This window comes from Pseudomonas sp. GM30, from assembly GCF_000282275.2.
Taxonomy (GTDB): Bacteria; Pseudomonadota; Gammaproteobacteria; order Pseudomonadales; family Pseudomonadaceae; genus Aquipseudomonas.
On the sequence record NZ_AKJP02000028.1, the window covers coordinates 1 to 24020 of the forward strand.

Below are 24020 nucleotides of genomic sequence, written 5' to 3' on the forward strand. Positions count from 1 at the left end.
AGTGGGATTGGGTGCAGGCAGTTGGAGATTGGTCGGCTCATAGGCCGCCATCGCGAGCAGGCTCACTCCTACAGTGGGATTGGGTGCAGGCAGTTGGAGATTGGTCGGCTGTCAGGCCGCCATCGCTGGCAAGCCAGCTCCCACATTTGGATTGGGTGCAGGCAGTTGGAGATTGGTCGGCTACTAGGCCGCCATCGCGAGCAGGCTCACTCCTACGGTGGGATTGGGTGAGTCAGTTAGAGCCTGGTCGGCTGTCAGGCCGCCATCGCTGGCAAGCCAGCTCCCACAGAAAAGCAAAGCAGTCCAGACAAACCGCATGCTTTTCACCACTCAAATGGCCGAGTGTCAGCTCGCCGAAAGCTCTTGATCTTGCCGTGCCGGCCCCTTCGGCAGGCTGAGTGGAGGGGGTTATCCGGGGGTGGGAGCGCAGCGACCGTTTGGCGCAGCCAAACACATCGAGAGGAGGTGCAGCGAAGCAAACCGGAGGCGATGCCCCCGGATGAACCCCGCAACGAAGGAACCCGAGCCTAAGCGAGGGCCGTACGCCGGGGCCAAGACCTTTGCTTCCTTTGGGGCGTTTGCCAAAGGGAGTCGCCGTAAGGGCGAAACCGCCAGTGGCAACACCCGAAGCAACGGATATACACCCAAAACCCCAGGAACATGGTCGGCCCAAAGGCCGCCAAGTCCAAAAAAGCCTCACCCCTCCCGACGCACCCGGAACCAAGCCGCATACAAAGCAGGCAAAAACAAAAGCGTCAACGCCGTAGCCACAATCAACCCCCCCATGATCGCCACCGCCATCGGCCCGAAAAACACACTGCGCGACAAAGGAATCATCGCCAGCACCGCCGCCAGAGCCGTCAAGACAATAGGCCGAAACCGCCGCACCGTCGCCTCGATAATCGCCTGCCAAGGCTTGAGCCCAGAGGCAATATCCTGCTCGATCTGATCCACCAGAATCACCGAGTTGCGCATGATCATCCCCGACAGCGCGATCGTCCCCAGCATCGCCACAAACCCGAACGGCTGGCGGAACACCATCAGAAACAACACCACCCCGATCAACCCCAGCGGCGCCGTCAGAAACACCATTGCCGTACGCGAAAAACTGCGCAACTGCACCATCAGCAACGTCAGCACCACCACAATGAACATCGGCACCCCGGCATTCACCGACTTCTGCCCACGCTCCGAATCCTCCACCGTACCGCCAACATCCAGCAGATACCCGTCAGGCAATTCGGCACGGATCGGGTCCAGCGTCGGCTCGATCTGCTTGACCAGCGTGGCCGGCTGCTCCTTGCCGTAAATGTCCGCCCGCACAGTCACGGTTGGCAGACGATTACGGTGCCAGATGATGCCCTCCTCAAACCCGTATTCCAGCGTGGCAATCTGCGACAGCGCCACACTGCGACCGTTATCGGTCGGCACCGCCAGACTCGGCAGCAACGACAACTCGGTGCGCTCATGCACCGTGCCGCGCAGCAGAATCTCGATCAACTCGTTGTCCTCGCGGTACTGGCTGACACTCGAGCCGGTCAGCGAACTCTGGAGGAATTTCGCCAGATTGGCCGTGCTCACACCCAGCGCCCGGGCACGGTCCTGATCGATGTTCAGGTACACCACTTTGCTCGGTTCTTCCCAATCCAGATGCACATTGACCACGTGCGGGTTCTCGCGAACCTTGGCCGCCACTTTGCGCGCCAGCGCACGGACTTCCTCGATGTGCTCACCGGTGACGCGGAACTGCACCGGATAGCCTACCGGCGGACCGTTTTCCAGACGCGTGACCCGCGAACGCAGGGTCGGGAATTGCTCGTTAAGGGTCTCGATCAACCAGGTGCGCAGGGTCTCGCGCTCTTCGATGTTTTTCGCCAATACCACAAACTGGGCGAAGCTCGCCGCCGGCAGTTGTTGATCCAGCGGCAGGTAGAAACGCGGCGAGCCGGTGCCGACATACGCTACGTAGTTATCGATGCCGGCGTGATCCTTGAGCAGCGCTTCCAGGCGTTTGACCTCGGCCGTGGTGTTGGCCAGCGACGCCCCTTCAGCCAGTTTCAGATCGACCATCAACTCCAGTCGATTGGAGGCCGGGAAGAACTGCTGCGGGACGAAACGAAACAGCATCACCGACGCGATGAACAGCCCCACCGTCAGCACGATCACGGTTTTGCGGTGCGCCACGCACCACTCCACCAGACGTCGCACCCGTTGATAGAACGGCGTGCCATAGGGGTCCGCCTGGCCGTCAGCCGTGCCGTGTTTGGCTGCATGAATTTTCGCCAGATCCGGCAGGAGTTTTTCCCCCAGATACGGCACGAACATCACTGCCGCCACCCATGAGGCGAGCAAGGCGATGGTCACCACCTGAAAGATCGAACGGGTGTACTCACCGGTGCCGGACTGCGCGGTGGCAATCGGCAGGAAGCCGGCGGCGGTGATCAACGTACCGGTGAGCATCGGGAACGCGGTGCTGGTCCAGGCGTAGCTCGCAGCCTTGATCCGGTCGAAGCCCTGTTCCATTTTGATCGCCATCATTTCCACGGCGATGATCGCGTCGTCCACCAGCAAGCCCAGCGCCAGCACCAGCGCGCCGAGCGAGATCTTGTGCAGACCGATGCCAAGGTAATACATGCAAGCGAAGGTCATCGCCAGCACCAGCGGAATGGTCAGCGCAACCACCATGCCGGTGCGCACGCCGAGGGAAAAGAAGCTCACCAGCAACACGATCGCCAGCGCCTCGACCAGCACCTGGACGAACTCGCCGACACCGGTTTTCACCGCCGCCGGCTGGTCAGACACCTTACGCAGTTGCATGCCGGCCGGGAGGTTTTTCTGCAGGCGCGAGAACTCGCCCTCCAGCGCCTTGCCCAGCACCAGAATGTCGCCGCCGTCCTTCATCGCTACAGCGAGGCCAATGGCGTCTTCGCCCATGAAGCGCATGCGTGGAGCCGGAGGGTCGTTGAAACCGCGATGCACATCGGCGACATCGGAGATGCGGAACGTCCGGTCACCAACCCGGATCGGGAAGTTCTTGATCTCCTCGACCGTCTGAAAATTCCCCGAAACCCGCAATTGCACACGCTCGCTACCGGTCTCGAAGAAGCCGGCGGTGGACACCGCGTTCTGCTCTTGCAGCGCTTGCTGCACGGCCGCCAGCGGCAAACCGAGAGTGGCGAGTTTGACGTTGGACAGTTCGACCCAGATCTTCTCGTCCTGCAAACCGAGCAGATCGACCTTGCCGACATCCTTGACCCGTTGCAGCTGGATCTGGATGCGGTCGGCGTAATCCTTAAGCACCGCGTAGTCGAAACCGTCACCGGTCAGCGCATAGATGTTGCCGAACGTGGTGCCGAATTCATCGTTGAAGAACGGCCCCTGAATATCCGGCGGCAAGGTCTGGCGAATGTCGCTGACCTTCTTGCGCACCTGATACCAGAGGTCAGGGATTTCCTTGGAATGCATCGAATCGCGGGCAATGAAGGTCACCTGCGATTCGCCCGGGCGGGAGAACGACACGATGCGCTCGTACTCGCCGGTTTCCATCAGTTTCTTTTCGATGCGTTCGGTAACCTGGCGCGAGACTTCCTGCGCGGTCGCCCCCGGCCAGCGGGTCTGAATGACCATGGCCTTGAAGGTGAACGGCGGGTCTTCGCTCTGGCCGAGCTTGGTGTAGGACAACGCGCCGACGATGGCCAGCAAAAGCATCAGGAACAGTACGATCTGGCGATTACGCAGCGCCCATTCAGAAAGGTTGAAGCGCATCGGGACTTACTCCTTGTCCGCCAGATTGACCACTCGGTTGGAGCGATCCACAGGCCGCACCTGCTGACCTTCGAGCAATACGTGAACCCCGGCGGCGACTACCCAGTCGCTGGCATTCAAGCCTTCGAGCACCGGCACGCTTTTCTCGCCAAACGGGCCGACGCGCACCGGAGTCTTTTTCAAGGTGTTGTTGGCGTTGACGACCCAGACGTAGGTCGCGCCGTTTTCTGCGGTCAGCGCCGAGAGCGGTACCGACAGCGGCACGGCATCCGCCGATTGCACGAACACCCGGGCGCTCTGCCCGAGCTCAGCCGGGACTTTGCCGCTGGTGAACGAGATGCGCGCGGCGAAGGTGCGGGATTTCGGGTCGGCTGCCGGCGATAGCTCACGAATCTGCCCGGCGAAGCGCTGGTTCTGCTGGGTCCACAGTTCAACGGTGACTGGCTGGCCGACCTTGAACCGCCCGAAGCTCTGCTCCGGCAGGCTGATCGACACTTCACGCTCGCCATCGGTGGCGAGGGTGAACACGGTTTGCCCGGCGGCGACTACCTGCCCGACTTCCACCGAACGCTTGGCCACCACGCCGTCCTGAGGCGCGCGCAACACGGCGTAACTGGCCTGGTTGGTCGAGACGTTGAATTCGGCCTTGATCTGCTTGAGGCGCGCCTCGCCGGAGCGGTAGAGGTTTTCCGCGTTGTCGTAGGCCGAACGGCTAACCATCTGCCGCTCCATCAGCGTCTTGTAGCGGTCACGCTCGGCGCGCACCAGATTGAGATTGGCTTCGGCGGCGGCGACCTGTGCGCGGGTGGCTTCCAGTTGCAGGCGCACATCCTGCGGATCGAGTTCGGCCAATGGTTGATCAGCCTTCACGCGCTGGCCTTCCTCGACCAGTCGTCGGCTGACTTTGCCGCCAATGCGGAACGCCAGATCGGGCTCGTAACGGGCACGAACTTCGCCCGGATAACTTTCCATCGCCTGCGCCGAAGGCTCTGGCTGCACCACCATGGCCGGTCGAACGCTGACTTGCGTCGCCTCTTCCTGACCGCACGCGGACAATAAAACAGCCAGGCTGACTGGCACGGCAAACGACAACGCATGGCGGAACATGGTGACGGACCTTTCGCTAATGGTGCTTGGAATATTTATACTGGCCGGTATGGTATTAATAGCAAACTCACCAGTCCAGTATTAAAAGCGAAGAATGTCGAACAATCTTTCAGCTCCAAACGGCCCGGGCCGTCCGAAGGATCCGGCCAAGCGCCGGGCGATCCTCGATGCGGCGAAAACCCTGTTTCTGAGTCACGGCTACGCCAACACCAGCATGGACGCGGTCGCCGCCGAGGCTGGCGTGTCGAAACTGACGGTTTACAGCCACTTCAACGACAAGGAGACGCTGTTCTCCTCCGCGGTGATGGCCAAATGCGAGGAGCAGTTACCGCCGCTGTTCTTCGAACTGCCCGCCGGGATCCCCGTGGAAAATGTGTTGCTGAACATTGCCCGAGGCTTTCATCAACTGATCAACAGCGACGAGTCGGTGAATCTGCACCGCCTGATGATGGCGCTGGGCACCCAGGATCCGAAGCTGTCACAGATTTTCTTCGAGGCCGGCCCCGAGCGCATGGTGCAAGGCATGGAGCGGCTGCTGAAACGCATCGACGAGACCGGCGCGCTGAGCATCGACCTGCCGCGCAATGCGGCCGAGCATTTCTTCTGCCTGCTCAAGGGCGCGGGGAATTTTCGTTTGCTGTATTGCTGTGGCGAGCCGCTGAGCGAAGAGGCCTCAGAGAGTCATGTGCAGGAGGTGGTGGGGTTGTTCATGCGGGCGTATCGGCCCTGATTCAGCGGTGTTTTTGCGGACGCCTTCGCGAGCAAGCTCGCTCCCACATTGGATTGCATTTCAAATGTGGGAGCGAGCTTGCTCGCGAATGAATGGGCGCAACTCGGTCTTAGGGTTTTAGCGCTTTCTTCGGGTAGATGTCATATCGACTGGATTTGCCATCCAGCGCATGACTCGGCTTCGGCCCCTCGATGCACGGCGCCTTGCGTGGGCGCTTGACCACCACCCGGTGCGTCGCCAATGCCAGCGCCGCCTCCAGCAATGCCGGCGCATCCGGATCATCCCCGACCAGCGGCCGGAACAGGCGCATTTCCTTCTTCACCAACGCGGTTTTCTCGCGGTGCGGGAACATCGGGTCGAGGTAGATCACCTGCGGTGGCTCGCCTTCCCAGTTGCGCATGACTTCGATGGAGTTGCCCTTGAGCAGCTTCATCCGCGCGACAATCGGCGCCACGTCGAAGTCTTCCGCCGCCCGCGCCAGACCATCCTCCAGCAGCGCCCCGATCAGCGGCTGGCGCTCGATCAGGCTCATCTCGCAACCCAGACTGGCCAGCACGAACGCGTCCTTGCCCAGCCCCGCCGTGGCGTCCAGCACTCGCGGGCGCACGCCTTGAGCGATGCCGACCGCCTTGGCGATCATCTGCCCGCTGCCGCCGCCGTACAGACGCCGGTGCGCCGCGCCACCCTCGACGAAGTCCACCCGCACCGGCCCCGGTGCATCCGGACCGAGCTGCTGCAGCTGCAGACCCTGCTCGCCGACCTGCAAGGCGAACTCGCCGTCGTCCACCTGCAGCGGCAGGTCCAGACGCTCGGCCCATTGCTCGGCTTGCGCTTCAAACGTCGGGCCGAGGGCCTGGACATGGATGCGGCAGGCCGCGGGTTGCTCAATCATGAAAACACGCTCAAAAAAGTTAAGGATCGGCAAAAAGTGGCCGATAAACCAATCAACGCGCATTTTGCCAGAGCTGAGCGTCAACCGAAAAAAATGTCAGGCATTCTTCCCACATCGATTGGCTACATTTCGCCCAAGGGCGACTTCAGCCGTCATAACACTCAAGCATTGGGCGGCGTCAGTCACCTGTGGCAGGATTTCTTTGCCCAGGCGATGGCCGAACAGACGAGTGATGTGGTGCCGGCCTGTGGCACCTTTCCACCGGTTGACCTGAACAGCCCGGAAGAACCGACCCTGGGCAGCGAGCTGCACGCGCACATCGTCGAGCAGCGTCAGTGCGACGTGGTCGACACCGAAGTGCGTCCGCCGGAGCCGCTGTTCCTGCCGATCGCCGAGTTCGAAACCGATCTGCTGGACAAGCCGTTCCCGCCGTTCCCGCCAGAAGAACTCAAGGCTCAGCAAGAGCAGCAGGACTTCGACAGCAGCTGGGTCCGGCCGATCGTGATCAACAACGGTCAGCCTGTGCCGGAGCCTGGCCCGGCGCCGCAGAAGAAGCCGCTGTACCTGCCTATTGCCGAATTCGACCTCGACCTGCTGCAAAAACCTTATCCGCCGTTCCCGCCGGAAGAAATCGTCGAGCAGCAGAAAGCGCTGGACTTCGACAACGGCTGGGCACGCCCGATCGTGCTGCAGAATCTGCGCCTCGCCGCCTGATCCCTCAGCGACACACGCTCCAGCGCCCGACATCGACATGAAAGTGATTGCGGTGGGCGGCGTTGTAATCCGGACTCAACACCACACTGAACGCCTCACAGGCGCCATCGCGCACCTGACGCAGAAACTGCGCATCCTGATTCTGTTTCGGCCAGTCCTTGAGCACGCTGATGCTGCGCCCGTCCGCCAGACGAAATCCGCTGATATCCAGCGCATCGGCACTGGCATGCCGACTGAGCGCCCCGCTCTCGCGGTTATAGACATTGCGACAGGCAAAGCTGCCGAGGTGATCAAGCCGCACCACCCTCTGCCCGTAAACAGACTGCGTGGCGGGTTGCAGGGTATGCCGCTCAAACATCGCGTAAGCCACCGCCAGCGGACAACTGGCGAGGAAGCTGCTGCTCAGCGCCACCTCACCGCCCTGCACGCGCACGGCGCCGATCAGCGGGCACTTGGCGTCGGGGCTGTCGGCTTGCGCTGTGACGCGCAGACCCGAGCTGCTCAGGACTTGCCCGCATAACTCGGGATTGCCGCGCAGGCGCATCAGTTTGAAACCGGTCAGCCAGTTGGGCGCGGCCTTCACGTCCAGCGGCGCCCACGGGTTCCACTCGGCCGGGACATCGAGCCAGCCGCGCCAGACGCCGATCACGGCGCCCGCAATCATCAACAGTAGCGACAGCGCAATCCAGCGACCCATGCTCAGCCTTTGAAAAACTGATTGGCCTTGGCGTACGGCATCGATTGCGACGTGAAACCGAAGTTGCCGCGCTGCCGGATTTCTTCAGCCGCGCGGTAAAACTCGCCGTACGCCGCCAGCGCCAGGGCCGAACCGGTACTGATGCGCCGCACCCCCATCTCTTCGAGCTGCTGCACCGTCAGTTTCAAACCGCCGGACATCAGCACGTTGACCGGTTTCGGCGCTACCGCGCGCACCACCGCCAGCACTTCTTCGGCATTGCGCAAACCCGGCGCATACAACACGTCGGCGCCCGCCTCGGCGAAGGCCTGCAAGCGGCGAATGGTGTCGTGGATATCGGGATTGCCGTGCAGGTAGTTTTCCGCGCGGGCGGTCAGGGTAAAGGGAAATGGCAGCGTGCGCACCGCAGCGACAGCGGCTTCGATGCGCGCCACGGCGTGTTCGAAGCAGTAGATCGGTAGGTCGGCACGGCCCGTGGCGTCTTCGATCGAACCGCCGACCGCGCCGGCCTCGGCGGCACGCAGCAAGCTTTTGGCGCACTCGGCCGGGTCATCGGCGAAACCGTTTTCCAGATCCACCGACACCGGCAGATCGGTGGCCGCGACAATCGCCCGGACGTTGTCCAGAGTCTCATCGAGACTCAAGGCACCGTCGGCCTTACCCTGAGAAAATGCATAACCGGCACTGGTGGTCGCCAGCGCCTGATAGCCCAGACTGGCGAGCATCTTCGCCGAGCCTGCATCCCATGGATTGGGAATCACGAAAATCCCCGCACGCTCATGCAGGGCTTTGAAGGCTTGGGCTTTGCGCAGTTGTTCTGTACGGGCGTGGGCGTCCATCGGCAGGCTCCTGGGCAGGAAAAAAATCCGCCTCAGAGCAGGCCAAGTTGCTCGGCGGCGGGTTCTCTGTATAGCTCAGGCAAGGATGGCAGGCCAGGCAAACGTTGCATCAATTGTGCGTGAAAACGTTGCGCCAGCTTCGCCGCCATGACGTTGTCGGCGGTGTGCAGGAAGATGTACGGCGTGCGGCCCTCTTCGATCCACTCGGCGATTTTCGCCACCCACGGCACGAGGAACGGATCATTGGCTTCCAGCTGCGGGTGGCCAATGAAGCGCACCTGCGGGAACTGGGTAAACGCCGCCGGACGGGTTGGCACCCGGGGCTTTTTCGATTGTGCGTGGATCACCGAAGACTCGGTCGACAGGCAACTGAACAGCGCCCGTGGATCGAGGCAGATGCGCTCCACACCACGCTCCAGCAGCAGGCGATTGAGCAGACGCTCGCTCTCGCCCTTGGCGAAGAACTGTTCGTGGCGCACTTCCACCGCCAGCGGTCGGTCCAGCGCGTCGATGAACGCGGTCAGCTCCGGCAATCGATGCGGGGTGAAGCTTTTCGACAGTTGCAGCCACAGCGGCGAGACACGTTCACCGAGCGGCTCGAGAAGTTTTACGAAGGTTTCGGCAGCGGTCAGTTGATCGCGCAGGTCACCGCTGTGGCTGATGTCGCCGGGAAACTTGGCGGTGAAGCGAAAGTGTTCGGGCATGGTCTCGGCCCAACGCTGCACGGTGGCCGGCGAGGGGCTGGCGTAGAAGGTCGTGTTGCCTTCGACGGCATTGAACACTTGGGAGTAGAGACCGAGGAAGTCGGAGGTCTTGGCGTCTTCGGGGTACAGATATTCGCGCCAGGCGTTTTCACTCCAGGACGGACAACCGAGGTAGTAAGGCAGATCCATCAGATGTACAGGTCGAGGCCCAGCACGTCCGCATCCCAATCGACAAAACCGGCGGTGCTCAGGTAGCTGGCGAGGGCCATCGCTACGCTTTTGCTCATGGCGCGGTGATAAATCATGTCTTGCTGACGGGCGGGCAGATTGGCCAGGCGTTGTGCGGAGGCTTTGGCAGCGCGGGCGGCCAATTGCTCTTCAGTCGGAAATTCCAGCTCGCCGTCGATATCGTCGACGGATTCATCCAGCGCCACATTACCTTTGCGAGGCTTGCGCTTGATGGGGTAGGACTGAGAGGAAAGGCCGTCTATACGCATAATTTCATGCTCGGTATCGATGATGGCAATTTAGCGGCACTTGACCGACTTAGCAAACTGCCGAGTGATAACTAGAACACATAAAGCGCAAAAGGTTTAAAGCGCGGGGTTGGAAACTGACGATTGGCAGAATTTGGAATAAGCCACTGAATTCTGCGTGAGTGCTTTCGTGGCGAGGGAGCTTGCTCCCGCTGGGCTGCGAAGCGGCCCCCACTGGATTATCAGATAAATCGCGGTCGCAAGTTTTGCGACTGCTCCGCAGCCGAGCGGGAGCAAGCTCCCTCGCCACAATAGCCCCCGCCGCTTTGAATGATCAGCGAGCCTTGGGGGTGGCGACTTTGTCGCGCAGGTAAACCGGTTGCGCGTCGTCTGCCGGGATCGACTCGCCACGCTCCCAGGCAAACCGCGCCAGGGTCAGCAGGTCTTCGGCGTGGGGCAGCATGCCGGCGTCGGAGCCAGTGAGGTTGACCGCAATCCGCTCGCCATAACCCCAACCGGTACCGGCACCGAACCACTCACCGCTGGCATCGGCCGGCAATGCCGCGTCTTCCGGCGGCAGTACCGCCTCGACGCCGACCAGACGCATTTCGCCGGCAGTCTGGCGGTAGCAGCCCCAATACACTTCATCCATCCGCGCATCGATGGCCGCCGCAACCTGGCTGACGCCGTGTTCGCGATACGCACGTTGCGCCAGCACCGCCAGGTTCGACACCGGCAGCACCGGGCGATCCAGCGCAAACGCCAGGCCCTGCACCACACCGATGGCAATCCGCACACCGGTGAACGCACCCGGCCCGCGACCGAAGGCAATGGCGTCCACCGCCTGCAGCGTGGTGCCGGCATCGGCCAGCAGTTGCTGGATCATCGGCAGCAGTTTCTGCGCGTGCAGACGCGGGATCACCTCGTAATGGCTCGTGACCTTGCCGTCATGCAGCAAGGCAACGGAGCAAGCTTCGGTCGCGGTGTCCAGGGCCAGCAAGGTGCTCATCGATGTATCCAAAACAGGTGGTGGAAAAAGTGCGTCAGTATAAACAACTACGGCCCGCAAGCGGGCCGTGGATGATGCAGCCGATCAGCTTTTTCAGCTCAGCGCTTCGAGCACCTTGGCAGTGATCGCTTCAACCGAACCAACGCCCGGGATGTGGCTGTACTTCGGCTTGCCGTTGGCAGCGGAGAGCTTCTGGTAGAAGTCCACCAGCGGCTTGGTCTGCGAATGGTAGACCGACAGGCGATGACGCACGGTTTCTTCGGTGTCGTCTTTGCGCTGCACCAGATCGTCGCCGGTAACGTCGTCTTTGCCAGCCACTTTCGGCGGGTTGTAGACGATGTGGTAAACGCGGCCGCTGGCCTCGTGAACGCGACGACCGGCGATACGCTGAACGATTTCTTCGTCTTCAACAGCGATCTCGACCACGGCGTCCAGCTCGACACCGGCAGTTACCAGCGCTTCGGCCTGTGGAATGGTGCGCGGGAAACCGTCGAACAGAAAGCCGTTGGCGCAGTCTGGTTGAGCGATGCGATCCTGCACCAGCGCGATGATCAGGTCATCCGACACCAGGCCGCCGGCATCCATGATGCTCTTGGCTTGAACGCCCAGCGGAGTGCCAGCCTTGACCGCTGCACGCAGCATGTCGCCGGTGGAGATTTGCGGAATGCCGAATTTCTCGGTGATGAACTTAGCCTGAGTACCTTTACCGGCCCCGGGAGCTCCCAGCAGAATGACGCGCATCGATGTGCTCCTCAATTTTTTATATAGAAAACAACGGGATTCGCCTCTTTGGGCCAATCTTAAAAAACGGGTCGTGGCCGCACAAACGGCCAAAGGCTGATCAAGATACACAGCAGGCTGCGCCCACACAAGACGCCAAAAGTCGGAGAAACCGGCGCCCGCCGCGACCTCGCGACGCGGTAACCCAAGTCGCAACCCCATCACTAACTGTCGCCTGACCGCACTTTCTCTCTGTGTACAAAGCGGCACCCGGCCTGTGCACCGGGTGCCTGATGCCAGCGCAAAAACCTTAGCCGGTATTGCGCAACCCGGCGGCAATCCCCGCCACAGACACCAGCAGCGCCTGCTCCACCGGGCTGCCCTGCTCGACATTTTGCTGCCGTGATCGGGCCAACAGCTCGGCCTGCAATAGATGTAGCGGATCAAGATAGGTGTTGCGCAGACGGATGAATTCCAGGGTGTCTGGGCTATGTGCCAGCAGCTGCGACTGCCCGGTCAGACCAAGCACCACCGCACACGCCTGCGACAATAGGTCGCGTAACTGTGCGCCCAACGGCAGCAAGTCCGGCTCGACCAGCCGCTCATCGTACGACAGCGCGACGTCAGCGTCGGCCTTGGCCAGGACCATTTCCAGCATGTCGATGCGCGTGCGGAAAAATGGCCATTGCTCGCGCATCTGCCCCAGCAACTCGCCCTCGCCGCGCTCCAGCGCCTTGCTCAACGCGCTTTCCCAGCCGAGCCACGCCGGCAGCATCAGACGAGTCTGGGTCCAGCCGAAGATCCACGGAATCGCCCGCAGGCTCTCGATCCCACCGGCACGGCGCTTGGCCGGACGGCTGCCAAGGGGCAAGCGCCCCAGTTCCTGCTCCGGTGTCGACTGGCGGAAATACTCGACGAACTGCGGATTTTCACGCACCACGGCGCGATACGCGGCAACGCCATCGGCGGCCAGTTCATCCATCAGGTGCCGCCATTCGGGCGTCGGTGGCGGTGGAGGCAACAACGTAGCTTCGAGCACAGCGGCCAGATACAGATTGAGGTTCTGCTCGGCGATGTCCGGCAGGCCGAATTTGAATCGAATCATTTCACCCTGTTCGGTGGTACGGAAACGCCCCGCCACCGACCCCGGCGGCTGCGACAGAATCGCCGCGTGTGCCGGACCGCCGCCACGGCCCACGGTGCCACCCCGACCATGGAACAACAGCAGTTCGACTTGCTGCTCGCGGCAGATCTCCACCAGCCGCTCCTGCGCGCGATATTGCGCCCACGCCGCAGCGGTGGTGCCGGCGTCCTTGGCCGAGTCGGAATAACCGATCATCACTTCCTGCGGGCCTTGCAGCCTTGCGCGGTAGCCCGGCAACAGCAACAGCCGCTCCATCACCGGCCCGGCGTTGTCGAGGTCGGCGAGGGTTTCGAACAGCGGCACCACGCGCATTGGCCGCAGTACGCCGGACTCTTTCAGCAGCAGTTGCACCGCCAGCACGTCGGAGGCGGCGCCCGCCATCGAGATCACGTAGGAACCCAGCGAGGCGCCCGGTGCGGCAGCGATTTCCTTGCAGGTGGCGAGCACTTCAGCGGTGTCGGCGGACGGCTTGAAATGCGCCGGAAGCAAGGGCCGGCGATTGCTCAATTCACGGGTGAGGAAGCTGATGCGCTGTTCTTCGTCCCAGTCTTCGTAGCGACCGAGGCCGAGGTAGTCGGTGATTTCGGTCATTGCCGAGCTGTGTCGCGTCGAATCCTGACGCACATCGAGGCGCACCAGGAACAGGCCGAAGGTCACCGCCCGGCGCAGACAATCGAGCAACGGCCCATCGGCAATCACGCCCATGCCGCACTCGTGCAGCGAGTTGAAACACAGTTCCAGCGGATCGAGCAGATCGCGGTTGTTGTGCAACACATCGGCTGGCGGTGGCGTTGTAGCGCTGAGCGAGGCGTGCGCCCAGTTACGCGTGGCGCGCAGGCGTTCGCGCAATTGCTTGAGCACCGCCCGGTAAGGTTCGGCGCTGTCGCCGGCCTTGGCCTTGAGCGCGTCGCTGGCCTGCTGCATCGACAGCTCGGCGGCCAGGTGATCGACATCGCGCAGGTACAGGTCGGCGGCCATCCAGCGCGCCAGCAACAGCACTTCGCGGGTTACCGCCGCCGTGACATTCGGGTTGCCGTCACGGTCGCCGCCCATCCACGAAGCAAAGCGGATCGGCGCCGCTTCCAGTGGCAAACGCAGGCCCGTCGCTTCATGCAGCGCCTTGTCGGCCTTGCGCATATGGTTGGGAATCGCCTGCCAAAGCGAATGTTCGATCACCGCAAAGCCCCATTTCGCTTCGTCGACCGGGGTTGGCCGGGTGCGGCGGATTTCTTCGGTGTGCCAGGCTTCGGCGATCAGCCGCTGCAGGGTGTTCTGGATCTGTTCGCGCTCGGCGCTGGTCAGGTCGCGATGATCCTGCGCGGCCAGTTGCGCGGCAATCGCGTCGTACTTCTGGATCAGCGTGCGCCGCGCCACTTCGGTCGGGTGCGCGGTCAGCACCAGTTCGATTTCCAGGCGCGCCAGTTGCCGGGCCAGGGATTCGGCGCTGTGGCCTTCATTGCGCAGGCGCGCTAGCAGTTCCGGCAGCACGCGGGACTCGAACGGCGCCGGTTGCGACTCTTCGCGGCGATGAATCAATTGATACTGCTCGGCGATGTTCGCCAGGTTGAGAAACTGGTTGAACGCCCGCGCCACCGGCAGCAGTTCGTCTTCACTCAACTGATTGAGGCTGGCGCTGAGTTCGGCGTCCATCGAGCCACGGCGGTCGGCCTTGGCGCCCTTGCGGATCTGCTCGATCTTGTCGAGAAATTCCTCACCGTACTGGTCACGGATGGTATTGCCCAACAGCTCACCCAACAGGTGAACGTCCTCGCGCAAGCGTGCATCAATATCGGTCATCAGCAGTTCTCCAGCGTTAATCGGGACGGCGCAGAAACGAATGCTTTGCCCAGAGAGTGCCGCTCTACGGCGCTTCTTACAAGCAGACGACGAAGGGACTTTAAACCTTGCGGCTTGAAGCTAGTCTCAACAGTAAGCCGTACAGCGGCTTGCCGCCGGCCCTGCCGGACACTCACCAGATCCTGCCACGAGCAGGTGTGACATGAGGTCATCATGAAAATCCGTGAACTCGCCCAGCATTGGGAAGAAAACGCCAAGGGTCGCCTGACCGACACTGGCTACACGATTCATCTGGACGTCGAGGCCGCCGCGCGATTGGCGGCGATTGCCGAGATGTACCCCAAACGCCACCCGGAAGAACTGCTCGGCGAACTGATCGGCGCCGCGCTCGAAGAGTTCGAGGCGAGCCTGCCGTATGTGAAAGGTTCGACGGTGGTGGCGACTGATGAAGAAGGCGATCCGCTGTATGAAGATGTCGGCCCGACGCCGCGTTTTCTGGCGCTGTCGCGGCGGCATTTGCAGGATTTGTCCACTGCTGCCGGCAAGCAAAAGCACTGACACAACAAAGATCAAACTGTGGGAGCGAGCTTGCTCGCGAATGCGGTATTTCAGCCGACATTGATAGCGACTGATTAACCGCATTCGCGAGCAAGCTCGCTCCCACATTGGCTGCATTGAACTTCAAAAATCGTACACTTCTACCCCGCGCGTACCTCTCCCCGCCTCCAAAGTTCCCGGTTTAGAGCCTTGTCGGTTTGGTCAAAAAAAATTTTGGCGATAGGCCATCTTTTCTGAACTTTTGAAAAACGCCTCCGGTCGGAAGCTGTAACCACGCCTGGAACGAGCGTTTCAAAAACGCGCTTTTACACGACGCTTGCGGCTCCTCGACCAGGATGGATTTTCGGTTTTATCAGGAGTTAAACAATGGAGTTGAAGACCATGAAGACCCAAACCTCGTTCTCCCACCTGCGCGGTCTGAAACTGGCTGCTCTGGCTATCGGTACCAGCTTCGTTCTGGCCGGTTGCGCCGGTAACCCGCCGACCGAGCAGTACGCCGTGACTCAATCGGCCGTCAACAGCGCCGTCAGCGCCGGTGGTACCGAGTTCGCCGCAGTGGAAATGAAGCAGGCTCAGGACAAGCTCAAGCAAGCCGAAATCGCCATGCACGACAAGAAGTATGAACAGGCTCGCACCCTCGCCGAACAAGCCGAATGGGACGCTCGCGTAGCAGAACGCAAGGCTCAGGCTGCCAAGGCCGAACAGGCTGTGAAGGATTCCCAGAAAGGTGTTCAGGAACTGCGTCAGGAAAGTCAGCGCACCGTGCAGTAAGCGCGCATCCCGAATCGCAAAGCTGAAACTTTTATCGATAGAAAGGACGACAAATTATGCGTAAGCAACTGATGATCCCCGCTCTTCTGGCCGCAAGCGTTGCCCTGGCTGCCTGCTCTACTCCGCCTAACCCGAATCTGGAACAGGCGCGCACCAACTACGCCGGCCTGCAGGCCAACCCACAGGCAAGCAAAGTCGCTGCCCTGGAAACCAAGGACGCCAGCGATTACCTGGACAAGGCCGACAAGGCTTATCTGGACAAGCAAGACGCGGCCAAGGTTGACCAACTGGCCTACCTGACCAACCAGCGCGTGGAAGTGGCCAAGCAGACCATCGCCCTGCGCACCGCTGAAAACAATCTGAAGAACGCTGCCGCGCAACGTGCCCAGGCGCGTCTGGACGCTCGCGATCAGCAGATCAAGCAACTGCAGCAGAGCCTGAACGCCAAGCAGACCGATCGCGGTACGCTGGTGACTTTCGGTGACGTGCTGTTCGCCACCAACAAGGCTGATCTGAAATCCAGCGGTCTGGTGAACATCAATAAACTGGCGCAATTCCTTCAGGAAAACCCTGATCGCAAAGTGATCGTCGAGGGTTACACCGACAGCACCGGCGCGGCTTCGTACAACCAGTCGCTGTCCGAGCGTCGTGCCACCTCGGTACAAGTCGCTCTGATCAAGATGGGCGTAGATCCTTCGCGCATCGTGGTGCAGGGTTATGGCAAGGAATACCCGGTTGCCGATAACAGCAGCGTCTCGGGTCGTGCGATGAACCGTCGTGTGGAAGTGACCATTTCCAACGACAACCAGCCAGTGATGCCACGTTCGGCGGTCAGCTCGAACTAAGCATTACGCGGTAACGCAAAAGCCCCGCCTGACTGAGTCAGGCGGGGCTTTTTTCATACACGAACACAAAACCCTGTAGGAGTAAGCCTGCTCACGATAGCTGTCTGACATTCAATATTTATGTTGGCTGACACACCGCTATCGCGAGCAGGCTCACTCCTACAATAGACCGGGTTATGGTTCGAGTTTCTGCGGCGTTTCCTGGCCCATGCAGCGCACGGCTTTTTTCTGCGCATTGATCAGCACCCCGGTCAGGCCTTTCTGCTCGGTGTCGAACAGCACCAGCACGCCATCGATGCATTGCGCCACTTGCGGCGCCGGGTCCAGCGAAACTTTGTAGTCTTCGCCCGGTACGGTTTTGAGCATGGTGAATTCGTTGAGCAGCAGCGCATCCTCGGGTTTGGCGAAGTGCAGGTAGCCGTAGTACCACAGCGCCCCGACCGTGCCGAGGATGCTGCAGATACCGGTGATGATCAGCGGGATGGCGTTACGTTCTTCAGTCATTGCGGATTCTCATCTTCAGAATTCGGGGGTTGCGGATAATTCGGGATCTCGCCGAGGCGGCGCAGGCCGTTGAAATGTTCGGGATCTTCCAGATAGCGCAGCATCACCTGGCGCCAGACAGGGTCGCCGAAGGTCTGCACGTGGCCGCCGCGGGTCAGCTGCAGCACGCGCGGTGGCGGCGCCGCCTGATACAGGCGGATGGCGTTGGACATTGGCACCAGCGGGTCATCGATGCTGTGAAAGATCAGTTTCGGCACGCCCGTGAGCTGCGGCATCGAGTTGATCGCACTGTCGCCATCCGGCACCAGCCACGACAGCGGCACCTGAAACGGCCAGGTCAGCCATGAGGTGCTGAGGGCGTACTGGCCGACGCTGCGGTAACTGGCGGGCACACCGTCGAGTACGAAGGCCTTGAGTTGCTTCTGCCGCTCGGGGTGCTGCACCAGCCAATGCACGGCCATCGAACCACCGAGGCTCTGGCCGAGCAGGATCAGCGGTTTGCCTTTGACCTCTGGCGCCTTGTCGAGCCAGGCGAACGCAGCGTCGATGTCCTGATAGATCGCCGGCAGACTCGGTTTGCCCTCGGACAAGCCATAGCCGCGATAGTCCACCAGCAGCACCTGATAACCGTTTTTCGGCAACCACCAACTGCCGCCCAGGTGCATCGGCAGATTGCCGCCGTTGCCGTGCAGGTGCAGGACTGTGCCTTTGACCTCGACCCCGGGTTTGGCCGGTAGCCACCAAGCGTTCAGCTTCAAGCCATCCGCCGTGACCAGTGTGACGGTGCGGTATTCGAGTTTGGCTTTTTCCGGGGTGAAGATCTGGCCCGGTTCGGGGTAGAACAACAGCGAACTGCAACCACCGAGGGTCAGGAGCAGGCAAAGGATGCCGAGGATTCTCATCCGGTGAAACCTCGCAGAATTCGAATTGGAATACAGTCAAAAACTGTAGGAGTGAGCCTGCTCGCGATAGCGGTGTGCCAGTCGATATTTATGTTGATTGACACACCGCTATCGCGAGCAGGCTCACTCCTACAAAGGGTTTGTGTGTGGTCTACAGGATATTGGAGTAATCCGCCTCGATCCGGTCCAGGCTCAGGTGATTGAGGAAGTTGGAGAAGCACATCCACGCCGACAGCGCGTTCATGTCGCGGAACTGTTCCGGCAGGTATTTCGGCGGCACCACCAGACCTTCATCGACCAACTGCCGCAGGGTACGCATGTCCTCCAGCGTGGTCTTGCCGCAGAACAGCAGCGGCACCTGCTCGAGCTTGCCCTTACGCACGGCCAACTGAATGTAGTTGTAAACCATGATAAAGCCCTTGAGGTAGGACAAGTCTTTGGTGAATGGCAGACCGGTCGGCGTCGAACCACGGAACACCCGGCTGGCGTTACCGTAGCTTTCGGCCATTTCGAAGCCCTGCTCGCGGAAGAATTCGAACACCTGCAAAAAGTCCGCGCCCTCCTCGACCATGTGAATGGCGCGGGTGCGGTTGGTCAGTTTGCGCAGGCGACTCGGGTAGGAGGCGAAGGTGATGATTTCCATCAGGATCGCCAGGCCTTCCTGAGTCACCGTCGACGACGGCGGGCCTTTGGACAGGAAGGTGCAGATCGGCTGGTTCAAGCCGTTGAGCGTGGTGCCGACATGCACCAGACCTTCGTGGACTTCCAGTGCACGCACGTCGCGGTCGTTGAACAGCGCGTCGGTGCGGATCTTGATGTAGTCGGCGCCCGCCGCCGCGTCGGCGACGATGCCGTCGGACTCGAACACCCGGATGGTTTCCTCGGCCTCGCCAAACACCTTGTTCAAGCGGGTTTGCAGCAGGTGCACGGCATCCTTGGCGGTGAGGATCTTCGGTTCGTCCTTCAGGTCGCCACGGCCATCGATGTTGTTCAGGTAGTCGGACATCATCAGGCCGAGGTCGGCCAGGGTCGGGTCGCCGGCGTGGAACGCATCGGAGGCGGCGCCGTATAGCTCCTGGGAGATCAGGCCGAAATCCTCGGTGCCGCGCGCTTCGAGCATGCGCACCACCATGCGGTATTCCTTGCACATGCGCCGCATGATCTGCCCGACCGGGTTGAACTGGCCGAGCTGGCGGGTGATGTCGCGCTCGATGTTCTGGAATTCCAGTTTGACCTTGCTCGAATCGAAGGACAGCGGCCGATTGAGGTAGTAGTCGCGATCCACCGCCGGCATTTCCTTGCCCTTGGCCTTGAGAAAGCCCTTGCGGATGTTCTCGTCCCACTTCACCGCATCGAGCACGCGGATCGGCGTCTGCGCCAGCACAATGCGATCGGACAGCGTGCGTATCGTCTGCTGGTAATCGTCCACCCGAAACTCCTGTAGAAAACTGAATTATTTGGCGCGGGCCTGGCGCTGATAGCGCGCGGCCTCGACGAAGACATCGGAATTGGCCGGATCGTCGAGGTAAGCAAAGACCTTGTCGAGGCTGCTGTCGACCTGCACGCCGTCGCCGTCGTCCTCGGTCTGGAAAGCCTTGCCGTCGAGGGTTTGCTGTTTGATCGCCTGATTGATCTGTTCGAGGTCGAGGTTGTACACCACCAGCTCGTGTTTGTCGGTGAGTTCGAAACCGGCGATGGTGTATTGGCCACCGTAACGCGCCGGCACTTTCGCTGACAGGTACCAACGACTGCCATGGCGCGACACGGTGAACGGGTACGCCTCGCGCTCGTGAGGCCGGGCCTTGAACCAGGTGATGGCCTGATAGCGATCGTGGCCGACGCGGCTCAGCTCAAGGCTCATCGGCTCGCCCCAGGCGTTGGTGCTCGACCACGTGCCCAGCAGGCCCTTGGGCGCCGGGTCAGTGGCAGGCAGCGGATCCTTGAAGGTCACCAGACAGCCACTGAGCAGCAGGAACGACAAGGCGATCAGCACGCCACGCCAGGCTTTCATTCAACACTCCCTATGAACATATCCCGCCCTGACGATCACCACTTTCACTTGTAGGAGTGAGTCTGCTCGCGATAGCGGAGTGTCAGCCAACGGGGATGTTGAATGTCAGACAGCTATCGCGAGCAGGCTCACTCCTACAAGGTATTGAGTCAGACCGAGGCCAGGACCAGATGCATATACCGCGTCAGAATCCCGAGCATGTCCTGTTCGGCCAATGGCTCGGCGTCGTTGAGCAGGCCCTGATATTCCATCCGTCCGATAATCGCCGTCAACACCTTGGCATCCTGCTGCGGTTCACGCGAGCCCAGCACCTGGAACAACTGGCAGGTGCCCTGCAGCAGAATCTGCTGATGCGAGCGCACCAGATCCGCCAGCCGCGGGTTAAGCAGCGCTTCCTGGCGGAACGCCTGCTCGGCCATCAGGTGCTCGCGACGATTGACCAGTTGCCGGTGCACATAGTCAGCCATCAGCCGCGCGATGTCGTCCGCCAGTTGCGAGCGCGACTCGGGGCTGCCGTCACCACTGACGACCATCTCGCGCAGCAGGCCTTCGTTGTTGATCCACAGCTTGGCCATGTAGGCCGCGCTGCGTTCGACGTATTGGGCGAAGGTATCGGTGAGCAAGTCATCGATATCCTTGAAGTAATAAGTGGTGGCCGACAGCGGCACACCGGCCTCGGCCGCCACGGCCCGATGGCGCACGGCGCGCACGCCGTCACGCACGACAATGCGCATCGCCGCGTCGAGAATGTCCTGTCGACGCTGCTCACTGCCCTGTCGGCTGGCCTTGCGGCCCTGGTACTGAACACTTTCAGCGACCGCAGTGGCGATACCCGCTGCACCTTCTTGAGCGATTGCAACCATCACGACTGGACTTCCTCTGCTATTGCAAAATTAACCAATTGATACATTTGTACCAGACAGGCAATAAAAAGCCGCCTGTTTTAGGCGGCTTTTTAACTGAAACGTTTACGCTTGCGGTCGCATGTGCGGGAACAGGATCACATCGCGGATCGACGGCGAGTTGGTCAGCAACATCACCAGACGGTCGATGCCGATACCCTCACCGGCCGTTGGCGGCATGCCGTACTCCAGCGCACGCACGAAGTCGGCGTCGTAGTGCATGGCTTCGTCGTCGCCGGCGTCCTTGTCGGCCACCTGCGCCATAAAGCGCTCGGCCTGGTCTTCCGCGTCGTTCAACTCGGAGTAGGCGTTGGCGATTTCACGGCCGCCGATGAACAGCTCGAAACGATCGGTGACGTTCGGGTTCTCGTCGTTGCGACGGGCCAGCGGCGACACTTCGAACGGGTACTGGGTGATGAAGTGCGGCTGCTCCAGCTTGTGCTCGACCAGCTCTTCGAAAATCATCACCTGCAGCTTGCCCAGACCTTCGAAGCCCAGCACCTTGGCGCCGGCCTTCTTGGCGATGGCGCGCGCCTTGTCGATGTCGTTCAGGTCATCGGCGGTCAGCTCAGGGTTGTACTTGAGGATCGAGTCGAACACCGACAGACGGGCAAACGGTTCGCCGAAGTGGAACACCTTGTCGCCGTACGGCACGTCGGTGCTGCCCAGCACCAGCTGTGCCAGTTCACGGAACAGCTCTTCGGTCAGGTCCATGTTGTCTTCGTAGTCGGCGTAAGCCTGGTAGAACTCCAGCATGGTGAATTCAGGATTGTGACGAGTCGAAACGCCTTCGTTACGGAAGTTGCGGTTGATCTCGAACACTTTCTCGAAACCGCCAACCACCAGACGCTTCAGATACAGCTCTGGGGCGATACGCAGGAACATTTCCATGTCCAGCGCGTTGTGGTGGGTTTCGAACGGCTTGGCTGCGGCGCCGCCAGGAATGGTCTGCAGCATCGGCGTTTCGACTTCGAGGAAGTCGCGCTTCATCAGGAAGCTGCGGATGTGCGCGATCACTTGCGAGCGTACGCGGAAGGTCTGGCGTACTTCTTCGTTGACGATCAGGTCAACGTAACGCTGACGGTAGCGCTGTTCGGTGTCGGTCAGGCCGTGGTGCTTGTCCGGCAGCGGGCGCAGCGACTTGGTCAGCAGGCGCACGTGGGTCATTTCGACGTACAGGTCGCCCTTGCCGGAACGCGCCAGGGTGCCTTCGGCGGCAATGATGTCGCCCATGTCCCAGGTCTTGACGGCGGCCAGGGTGTCTTCGGACAGGGTTTTACGGTTGACGTAGACCTGGATGCGACCGGTCATGTCCTGGATCACCATGAACGAGCCACGGTTGAGCATGATGCGACCGGCAACCTTGACCGGGATTGCAGCCTCGGCCAGCTCTTCCTTGGTCTTGTCCGCGTATTTCTTCTGCAGGTCTTCGCAGTAGTTTTCGCGGCGGAAGTCGTTCGGGAAGGCGTTGCCCTTGGCGCGCTCGGCAGCCAGCTTTTCCTTGCGCAGGGCGATCAGGGAGTTTTCTTCCTGTTGCAGGGCTTGCGGGTCGAGTTGTTGGTCGCTCATGTCTTCAGATATTCCATCAGGTTCGTTGCCCCCGGGCCTGGCGGCCCGGGAATCGCCAGCTGAGCTGGCTCCTACAGGGATCGCATTGCATCAGCGACCCTGTGTGCGTCTTTTACAGCCCCGATTTCAGGCTGGCTTCCAGGTATTCGTCGATGTCGCCGTCGAGCACCTTGTCGCAGTCGCTGCGTTCGATGTTGGTGCGCAGATCCTTGATCCGCGACGCGTCGAGCACGTACGAACGGATCTGGTGACCCCAGCCGATGTCCGACTTGGTGTCTTCCAGCGCTTGCGACGCGGCGTTGCGCTTCTGCATTTCCTGCTCGTACAACTTGGCCCGCAGCATTTTCATGGCGGTGTCCTTGTTGGCGTGCTGGGAACGTTCGTTCTGGCAGCTGACCACGGTGTTGGTCGGTACGTGGGTGATACGTACGGCCGAGTCGGTGGTGTTTACGTGCTGACCACCGGCACCGGAGGAACGATAGGTGTCGATCCGCAGGTCTGCCGGGTTGATTTCGATTTCGACCTTGTCGTCGATCTCTGGCGAGACGAAAACGGCGGAAAACGAGGTGTGGCGACGGTTGCCAGAGTCGAACGGGCTCTTGCGTACCAGACGGTGCACGCCGATCTCGGTGCGCAGCCAGCCAAAGGCGTATTCACCCTTGATGTGCACGGTCGCGCCTTTGATACCGGCGACTTCACCGGCCGACAGTTCCATGATGGTCGCGTCAAAACCGCGTTTGTCGGCCCAGCGCAGGTACATGCGCAGCAGGATGTTGGCCCAGTCCTGGGCCTCGGTACCGCCGGAGCCGGCCTGGATGTCCAGGTAGGCGTTGTTCGGGTCCATCTCGTGGCTGAACATGCGGCGGAATTCAAGCTTGGCCAGTGACTCTTCAAGCCCTTGAAGCAGTTCAACGACGTCGTTTACCGCGCCTTCGTCGTTTTCTTCAACGGCCATGTCGAGCAGCTCGCGGGAATCGGCCAGACCGCTGGACAGCTCATCCAGGGTGTCGACGATCTGCGCCAGCGATGCTCGCTCGCGGCCCAGTTCCTGGGCGTATTCAGGTTTGTTCCAGACTGCAGGATCTTCAAGCTCGCGATTGACTTCGATCAGACGCTCATGCTTTTGATCGTAGTCAAAGATACCCCCGAATAGTTTCGGAGCGCTCGGACAGGTCCTTGATGGTGTTCAGGATCGGGTTGATTTCCATGACGGGCAGCACTCGTTGGCGAACTTTTGAAAGCCGGCGAGTATAACGTAATCAGGCTGTCACGGCAGCCCGTCTGGCGGCTGTTACGCCGAATCGATTGACATTGGCTCGGCGCACTTTTCAATGTGGGAGCGAGCTTGCTCGCGAAGGCGGCGT

The 24020-nt window shown here is 61.0% G+C and carries 22 protein-coding genes; 5 read left to right on the forward strand and 17 right to left on the reverse strand.

The annotated features are described in order from the left end of the window. Positions 1–696: 696 nt before the first annotated feature. Positions 697–3765: an efflux RND transporter permease subunit gene (locus PMI25_RS19775; protein ID WP_007964238.1), complete on the reverse strand. Its 3069-nt coding sequence runs from the start codon at positions 3763–3765 to the stop codon at positions 697–699. Between the two features lie 6 nt (positions 3766–3771). Beyond that, entirely contained in the window at positions 3772–4872 is a 1101-nt protein-coding gene (locus PMI25_RS19780; protein ID WP_007964236.1) for an efflux RND transporter periplasmic adaptor subunit, read from the reverse strand. A gap of 94 nt (positions 4873–4966) precedes the next feature. Between PMI25_RS19780 and PMI25_RS19785 the strand changes: the two genes are divergently transcribed. Beyond that, positions 4967–5602, forward strand: a complete 636-nt coding sequence (locus tag PMI25_RS19785; protein WP_007964234.1) for a TetR/AcrR family transcriptional regulator — start codon at positions 4967–4969, stop codon at positions 5600–5602. A gap of 109 nt (positions 5603–5711) precedes the next feature. Here PMI25_RS19785 and PMI25_RS19790 read toward each other — a convergent pair whose 3' ends face one another. Next, positions 5712–6494, reverse strand: a complete 783-nt coding sequence (locus PMI25_RS19790) for a class I SAM-dependent methyltransferase (RefSeq protein ID WP_007964232.1) — start codon at positions 6492–6494, stop codon at positions 5712–5714. 93 nt (positions 6495–6587) lie between these two features. On the opposite strand from PMI25_RS19790, the gene PMI25_RS19795 reads away from it, so the two are divergent. After that, positions 6588–7208 carry a hypothetical protein gene (locus tag PMI25_RS19795; protein ID WP_045122152.1) on the forward strand — a complete coding sequence of 207 codons (621 nt, stop codon included), beginning with the start codon at positions 6588–6590 and terminating at the stop codon, positions 7206–7208. A 4-nt stretch (positions 7209–7212) separates the two neighbouring features. Here PMI25_RS19795 and PMI25_RS19800 read toward each other — a convergent pair whose 3' ends face one another. The 7 genes from PMI25_RS19800 to ppc form a co-directional block, all read right to left on the reverse strand. Continuing rightward, entirely contained in the window at positions 7213–7905 is a 693-nt protein-coding gene (locus PMI25_RS19800) for an extensin-like domain-containing protein (RefSeq protein ID WP_007964228.1), read from the reverse strand. A gap of 2 nt (positions 7906–7907) precedes the next feature. Further along, a complete protein-coding gene (locus PMI25_RS19805) occupies positions 7908–8744 on the reverse strand; it encodes an isocitrate lyase/PEP mutase family protein (RefSeq protein ID WP_007964226.1) in 837 nt (278 codons plus the stop codon). Positions 8745–8776: 32 nt separating this feature from the next. Continuing rightward, positions 8777–9637 (reverse strand): DUF72 domain-containing protein, encoded by an 861-nt coding sequence (locus tag PMI25_RS19810; RefSeq protein WP_007964224.1) that lies wholly within the window; start codon positions 9635–9637, stop codon positions 8777–8779. After that, positions 9637–9945 (reverse strand): hypothetical protein, encoded by a 309-nt coding sequence (locus PMI25_RS19815; RefSeq protein WP_003222071.1) that lies wholly within the window; start codon positions 9943–9945, stop codon positions 9637–9639. The genes PMI25_RS19810 and PMI25_RS19815 overlap by 1 nt, the downstream gene beginning before the upstream one ends. Before the next feature lie 313 nt (positions 9946–10258). Beyond that, entirely contained in the window at positions 10259–10933 is a 675-nt protein-coding gene (gene tsaB / locus PMI25_RS19820; protein WP_007964222.1) for a tRNA (adenosine(37)-N6)-threonylcarbamoyltransferase complex dimerization subunit type 1 TsaB, read from the reverse strand. Between the two features lie 93 nt (positions 10934–11026). Further along, on the reverse strand, positions 11027–11674 hold the full coding sequence (gene adk, locus PMI25_RS19825; protein ID WP_003222067.1) for an adenylate kinase: 648 nt from the start codon (positions 11672–11674) through the stop codon (positions 11027–11029). A 289-nt stretch (positions 11675–11963) separates the two neighbouring features. Beyond that, a complete protein-coding gene (ppc, locus tag PMI25_RS19830) occupies positions 11964–14594 on the reverse strand; it encodes a phosphoenolpyruvate carboxylase (RefSeq protein ID WP_007964221.1) in 2631 nt (876 codons plus the stop codon). 213 nt (positions 14595–14807) lie between these two features. On the opposite strand from ppc, the gene PMI25_RS19835 reads away from it, so the two are divergent. The 3 genes from PMI25_RS19835 to PMI25_RS19845 all read left to right on the forward strand — a co-directional run bounded on the left by PMI25_RS19835 (position 14808) and on the right by PMI25_RS19845 (position 16768). Further along, positions 14808–15152: a hypothetical protein gene (locus PMI25_RS19835; RefSeq protein WP_007964220.1), complete on the forward strand. Its 345-nt coding sequence runs from the start codon at positions 14808–14810 to the stop codon at positions 15150–15152. A gap of 366 nt (positions 15153–15518) precedes the next feature. Continuing rightward, positions 15519–15923, forward strand: a complete 405-nt coding sequence (locus PMI25_RS19840; RefSeq protein WP_007964219.1) for a DUF4398 domain-containing protein — start codon at positions 15519–15521, stop codon at positions 15921–15923. A gap of 56 nt (positions 15924–15979) precedes the next feature. Next, positions 15980–16768, forward strand: coding sequence for an OmpA family protein (locus tag PMI25_RS19845; protein WP_007964218.1), 789 nt, complete (start codon positions 15980–15982; stop codon positions 16766–16768). 174 nt (positions 16769–16942) lie between these two features. Here the strand turns inward: PMI25_RS19845 and PMI25_RS19850 are convergent, their stop codons facing one another. From PMI25_RS19850 to prfB, 7 genes are all read right to left on the reverse strand, one after another. Beyond that, positions 16943–17272: a hypothetical protein gene (locus tag PMI25_RS19850; RefSeq protein WP_007964217.1), complete on the reverse strand. Its 330-nt coding sequence runs from the start codon at positions 17270–17272 to the stop codon at positions 16943–16945. Further along, complete coding sequence (locus tag PMI25_RS19855) at positions 17269–18174, reverse strand: alpha/beta hydrolase (protein ID WP_007964216.1); 906 nt, start codon at positions 18172–18174, stop codon at positions 17269–17271. Before PMI25_RS19855 ends, PMI25_RS19850 begins: the two co-directional genes overlap by 4 nt. Before the next feature lie 151 nt (positions 18175–18325). Further along, a complete protein-coding gene (locus PMI25_RS19860; protein WP_003222055.1) occupies positions 18326–19603 on the reverse strand; it encodes a flavohemoglobin expression-modulating QEGLA motif protein in 1278 nt (425 codons plus the stop codon). Between the two features lie 24 nt (positions 19604–19627). Then, complete coding sequence (locus PMI25_RS19865) at positions 19628–20185, reverse strand: hypothetical protein (protein WP_007964214.1); 558 nt, start codon at positions 20183–20185, stop codon at positions 19628–19630. 149 nt (positions 20186–20334) lie between these two features. Continuing rightward, positions 20335–21048: a TetR/AcrR family transcriptional regulator gene (locus PMI25_RS19870; protein WP_007964212.1), complete on the reverse strand. Its 714-nt coding sequence runs from the start codon at positions 21046–21048 to the stop codon at positions 20335–20337. A 105-nt stretch (positions 21049–21153) separates the two neighbouring features. Beyond that, on the reverse strand, positions 21154–22656 hold the full coding sequence (gene lysS, locus PMI25_RS19875; protein ID WP_007964210.1) for a lysine--tRNA ligase: 1503 nt from the start codon (positions 22654–22656) through the stop codon (positions 21154–21156). Positions 22657–22768: 112 nt separating this feature from the next. Beyond that, a protein-coding gene (prfB, locus tag PMI25_RS19880) for a peptide chain release factor 2 (protein WP_096795805.1) occupies positions 22769–23864 on the reverse strand; the annotation gives its coding sequence in 2 pieces (ribosomal slippage) (positions 22769–23791 and positions 23793–23864; 1095 coding nt in all). Between the last annotated feature and the right edge of the window lie 156 nt (positions 23865–24020).

Excerpts from the sequence above, each read along its gene's own strand:
- PMI25_RS19775 (WP_007964238.1), bottom strand. The coding sequence starts at position 3,765 with ATGCGCTTCAACCTTTCTGAATGGGCGCTGCGTAATCGCCAGATCGTA.
- PMI25_RS19780 (WP_007964236.1), bottom strand. The coding sequence starts at position 4,872 with ATGTTCCGCCATGCGTTGTCGTTTGCCGTGCCAGTCAGCCTGGCTGTT.
- PMI25_RS19785 (WP_007964234.1), top strand. The coding sequence starts at position 4,967 with ATGTCGAACAATCTTTCAGCTCCAAACGGCCCGGGCCGTCCGAAGGAT.
- PMI25_RS19790 (WP_007964232.1), bottom strand. The coding sequence starts at position 6,494 with ATGATTGAGCAACCCGCGGCCTGCCGCATCCATGTCCAGGCCCTCGGC.
- PMI25_RS19795 (WP_045122152.1), top strand. The coding sequence starts at position 6,588 with ATGTCAGGCATTCTTCCCACATCGATTGGCTACATTTCGCCCAAGGGC.
- PMI25_RS19800 (WP_007964228.1), bottom strand. The coding sequence starts at position 7,905 with ATGGGTCGCTGGATTGCGCTGTCGCTACTGTTGATGATTGCGGGCGCC.
- PMI25_RS19805 (WP_007964226.1), bottom strand. The coding sequence starts at position 8,744 with ATGGACGCCCACGCCCGTACAGAACAACTGCGCAAAGCCCAAGCCTTC.
- PMI25_RS19810 (WP_007964224.1), bottom strand. The coding sequence starts at position 9,637 with ATGGATCTGCCTTACTACCTCGGTTGTCCGTCCTGGAGTGAAAACGCC.
- PMI25_RS19815 (WP_003222071.1), bottom strand. The coding sequence starts at position 9,945 with ATGCGTATAGACGGCCTTTCCTCTCAGTCCTACCCCATCAAGCGCAAG.
- tsaB (WP_007964222.1), bottom strand. The coding sequence starts at position 10,933 with ATGAGCACCTTGCTGGCCCTGGACACCGCGACCGAAGCTTGCTCCGTT.
- adk (WP_003222067.1), bottom strand. The coding sequence starts at position 11,674 with ATGCGCGTCATTCTGCTGGGAGCTCCCGGGGCCGGTAAAGGTACTCAG.
- ppc (WP_007964221.1), bottom strand. The coding sequence starts at position 14,594 with ATGACCGATATTGATGCACGCTTGCGCGAGGACGTTCACCTGTTGGGT.
- PMI25_RS19835 (WP_007964220.1), top strand. The coding sequence starts at position 14,808 with ATGAAAATCCGTGAACTCGCCCAGCATTGGGAAGAAAACGCCAAGGGT.
- PMI25_RS19840 (WP_007964219.1), top strand. The coding sequence starts at position 15,519 with ATGGAGTTGAAGACCATGAAGACCCAAACCTCGTTCTCCCACCTGCGC.
- PMI25_RS19845 (WP_007964218.1), top strand. The coding sequence starts at position 15,980 with ATGCGTAAGCAACTGATGATCCCCGCTCTTCTGGCCGCAAGCGTTGCC.
- PMI25_RS19850 (WP_007964217.1), bottom strand. The coding sequence starts at position 17,272 with ATGACTGAAGAACGTAACGCCATCCCGCTGATCATCACCGGTATCTGC.
- PMI25_RS19855 (WP_007964216.1), bottom strand. The coding sequence starts at position 18,174 with ATGAGAATCCTCGGCATCCTTTGCCTGCTCCTGACCCTCGGTGGTTGC.
- PMI25_RS19865 (WP_007964214.1), bottom strand. The coding sequence starts at position 20,185 with ATGAAAGCCTGGCGTGGCGTGCTGATCGCCTTGTCGTTCCTGCTGCTC.
- PMI25_RS19870 (WP_007964212.1), bottom strand. The coding sequence starts at position 21,048 with ATGGTTGCAATCGCTCAAGAAGGTGCAGCGGGTATCGCCACTGCGGTC.
- lysS (WP_007964210.1), bottom strand. The coding sequence starts at position 22,656 with ATGAGCGACCAACAACTCGACCCGCAAGCCCTGCAACAGGAAGAAAAC.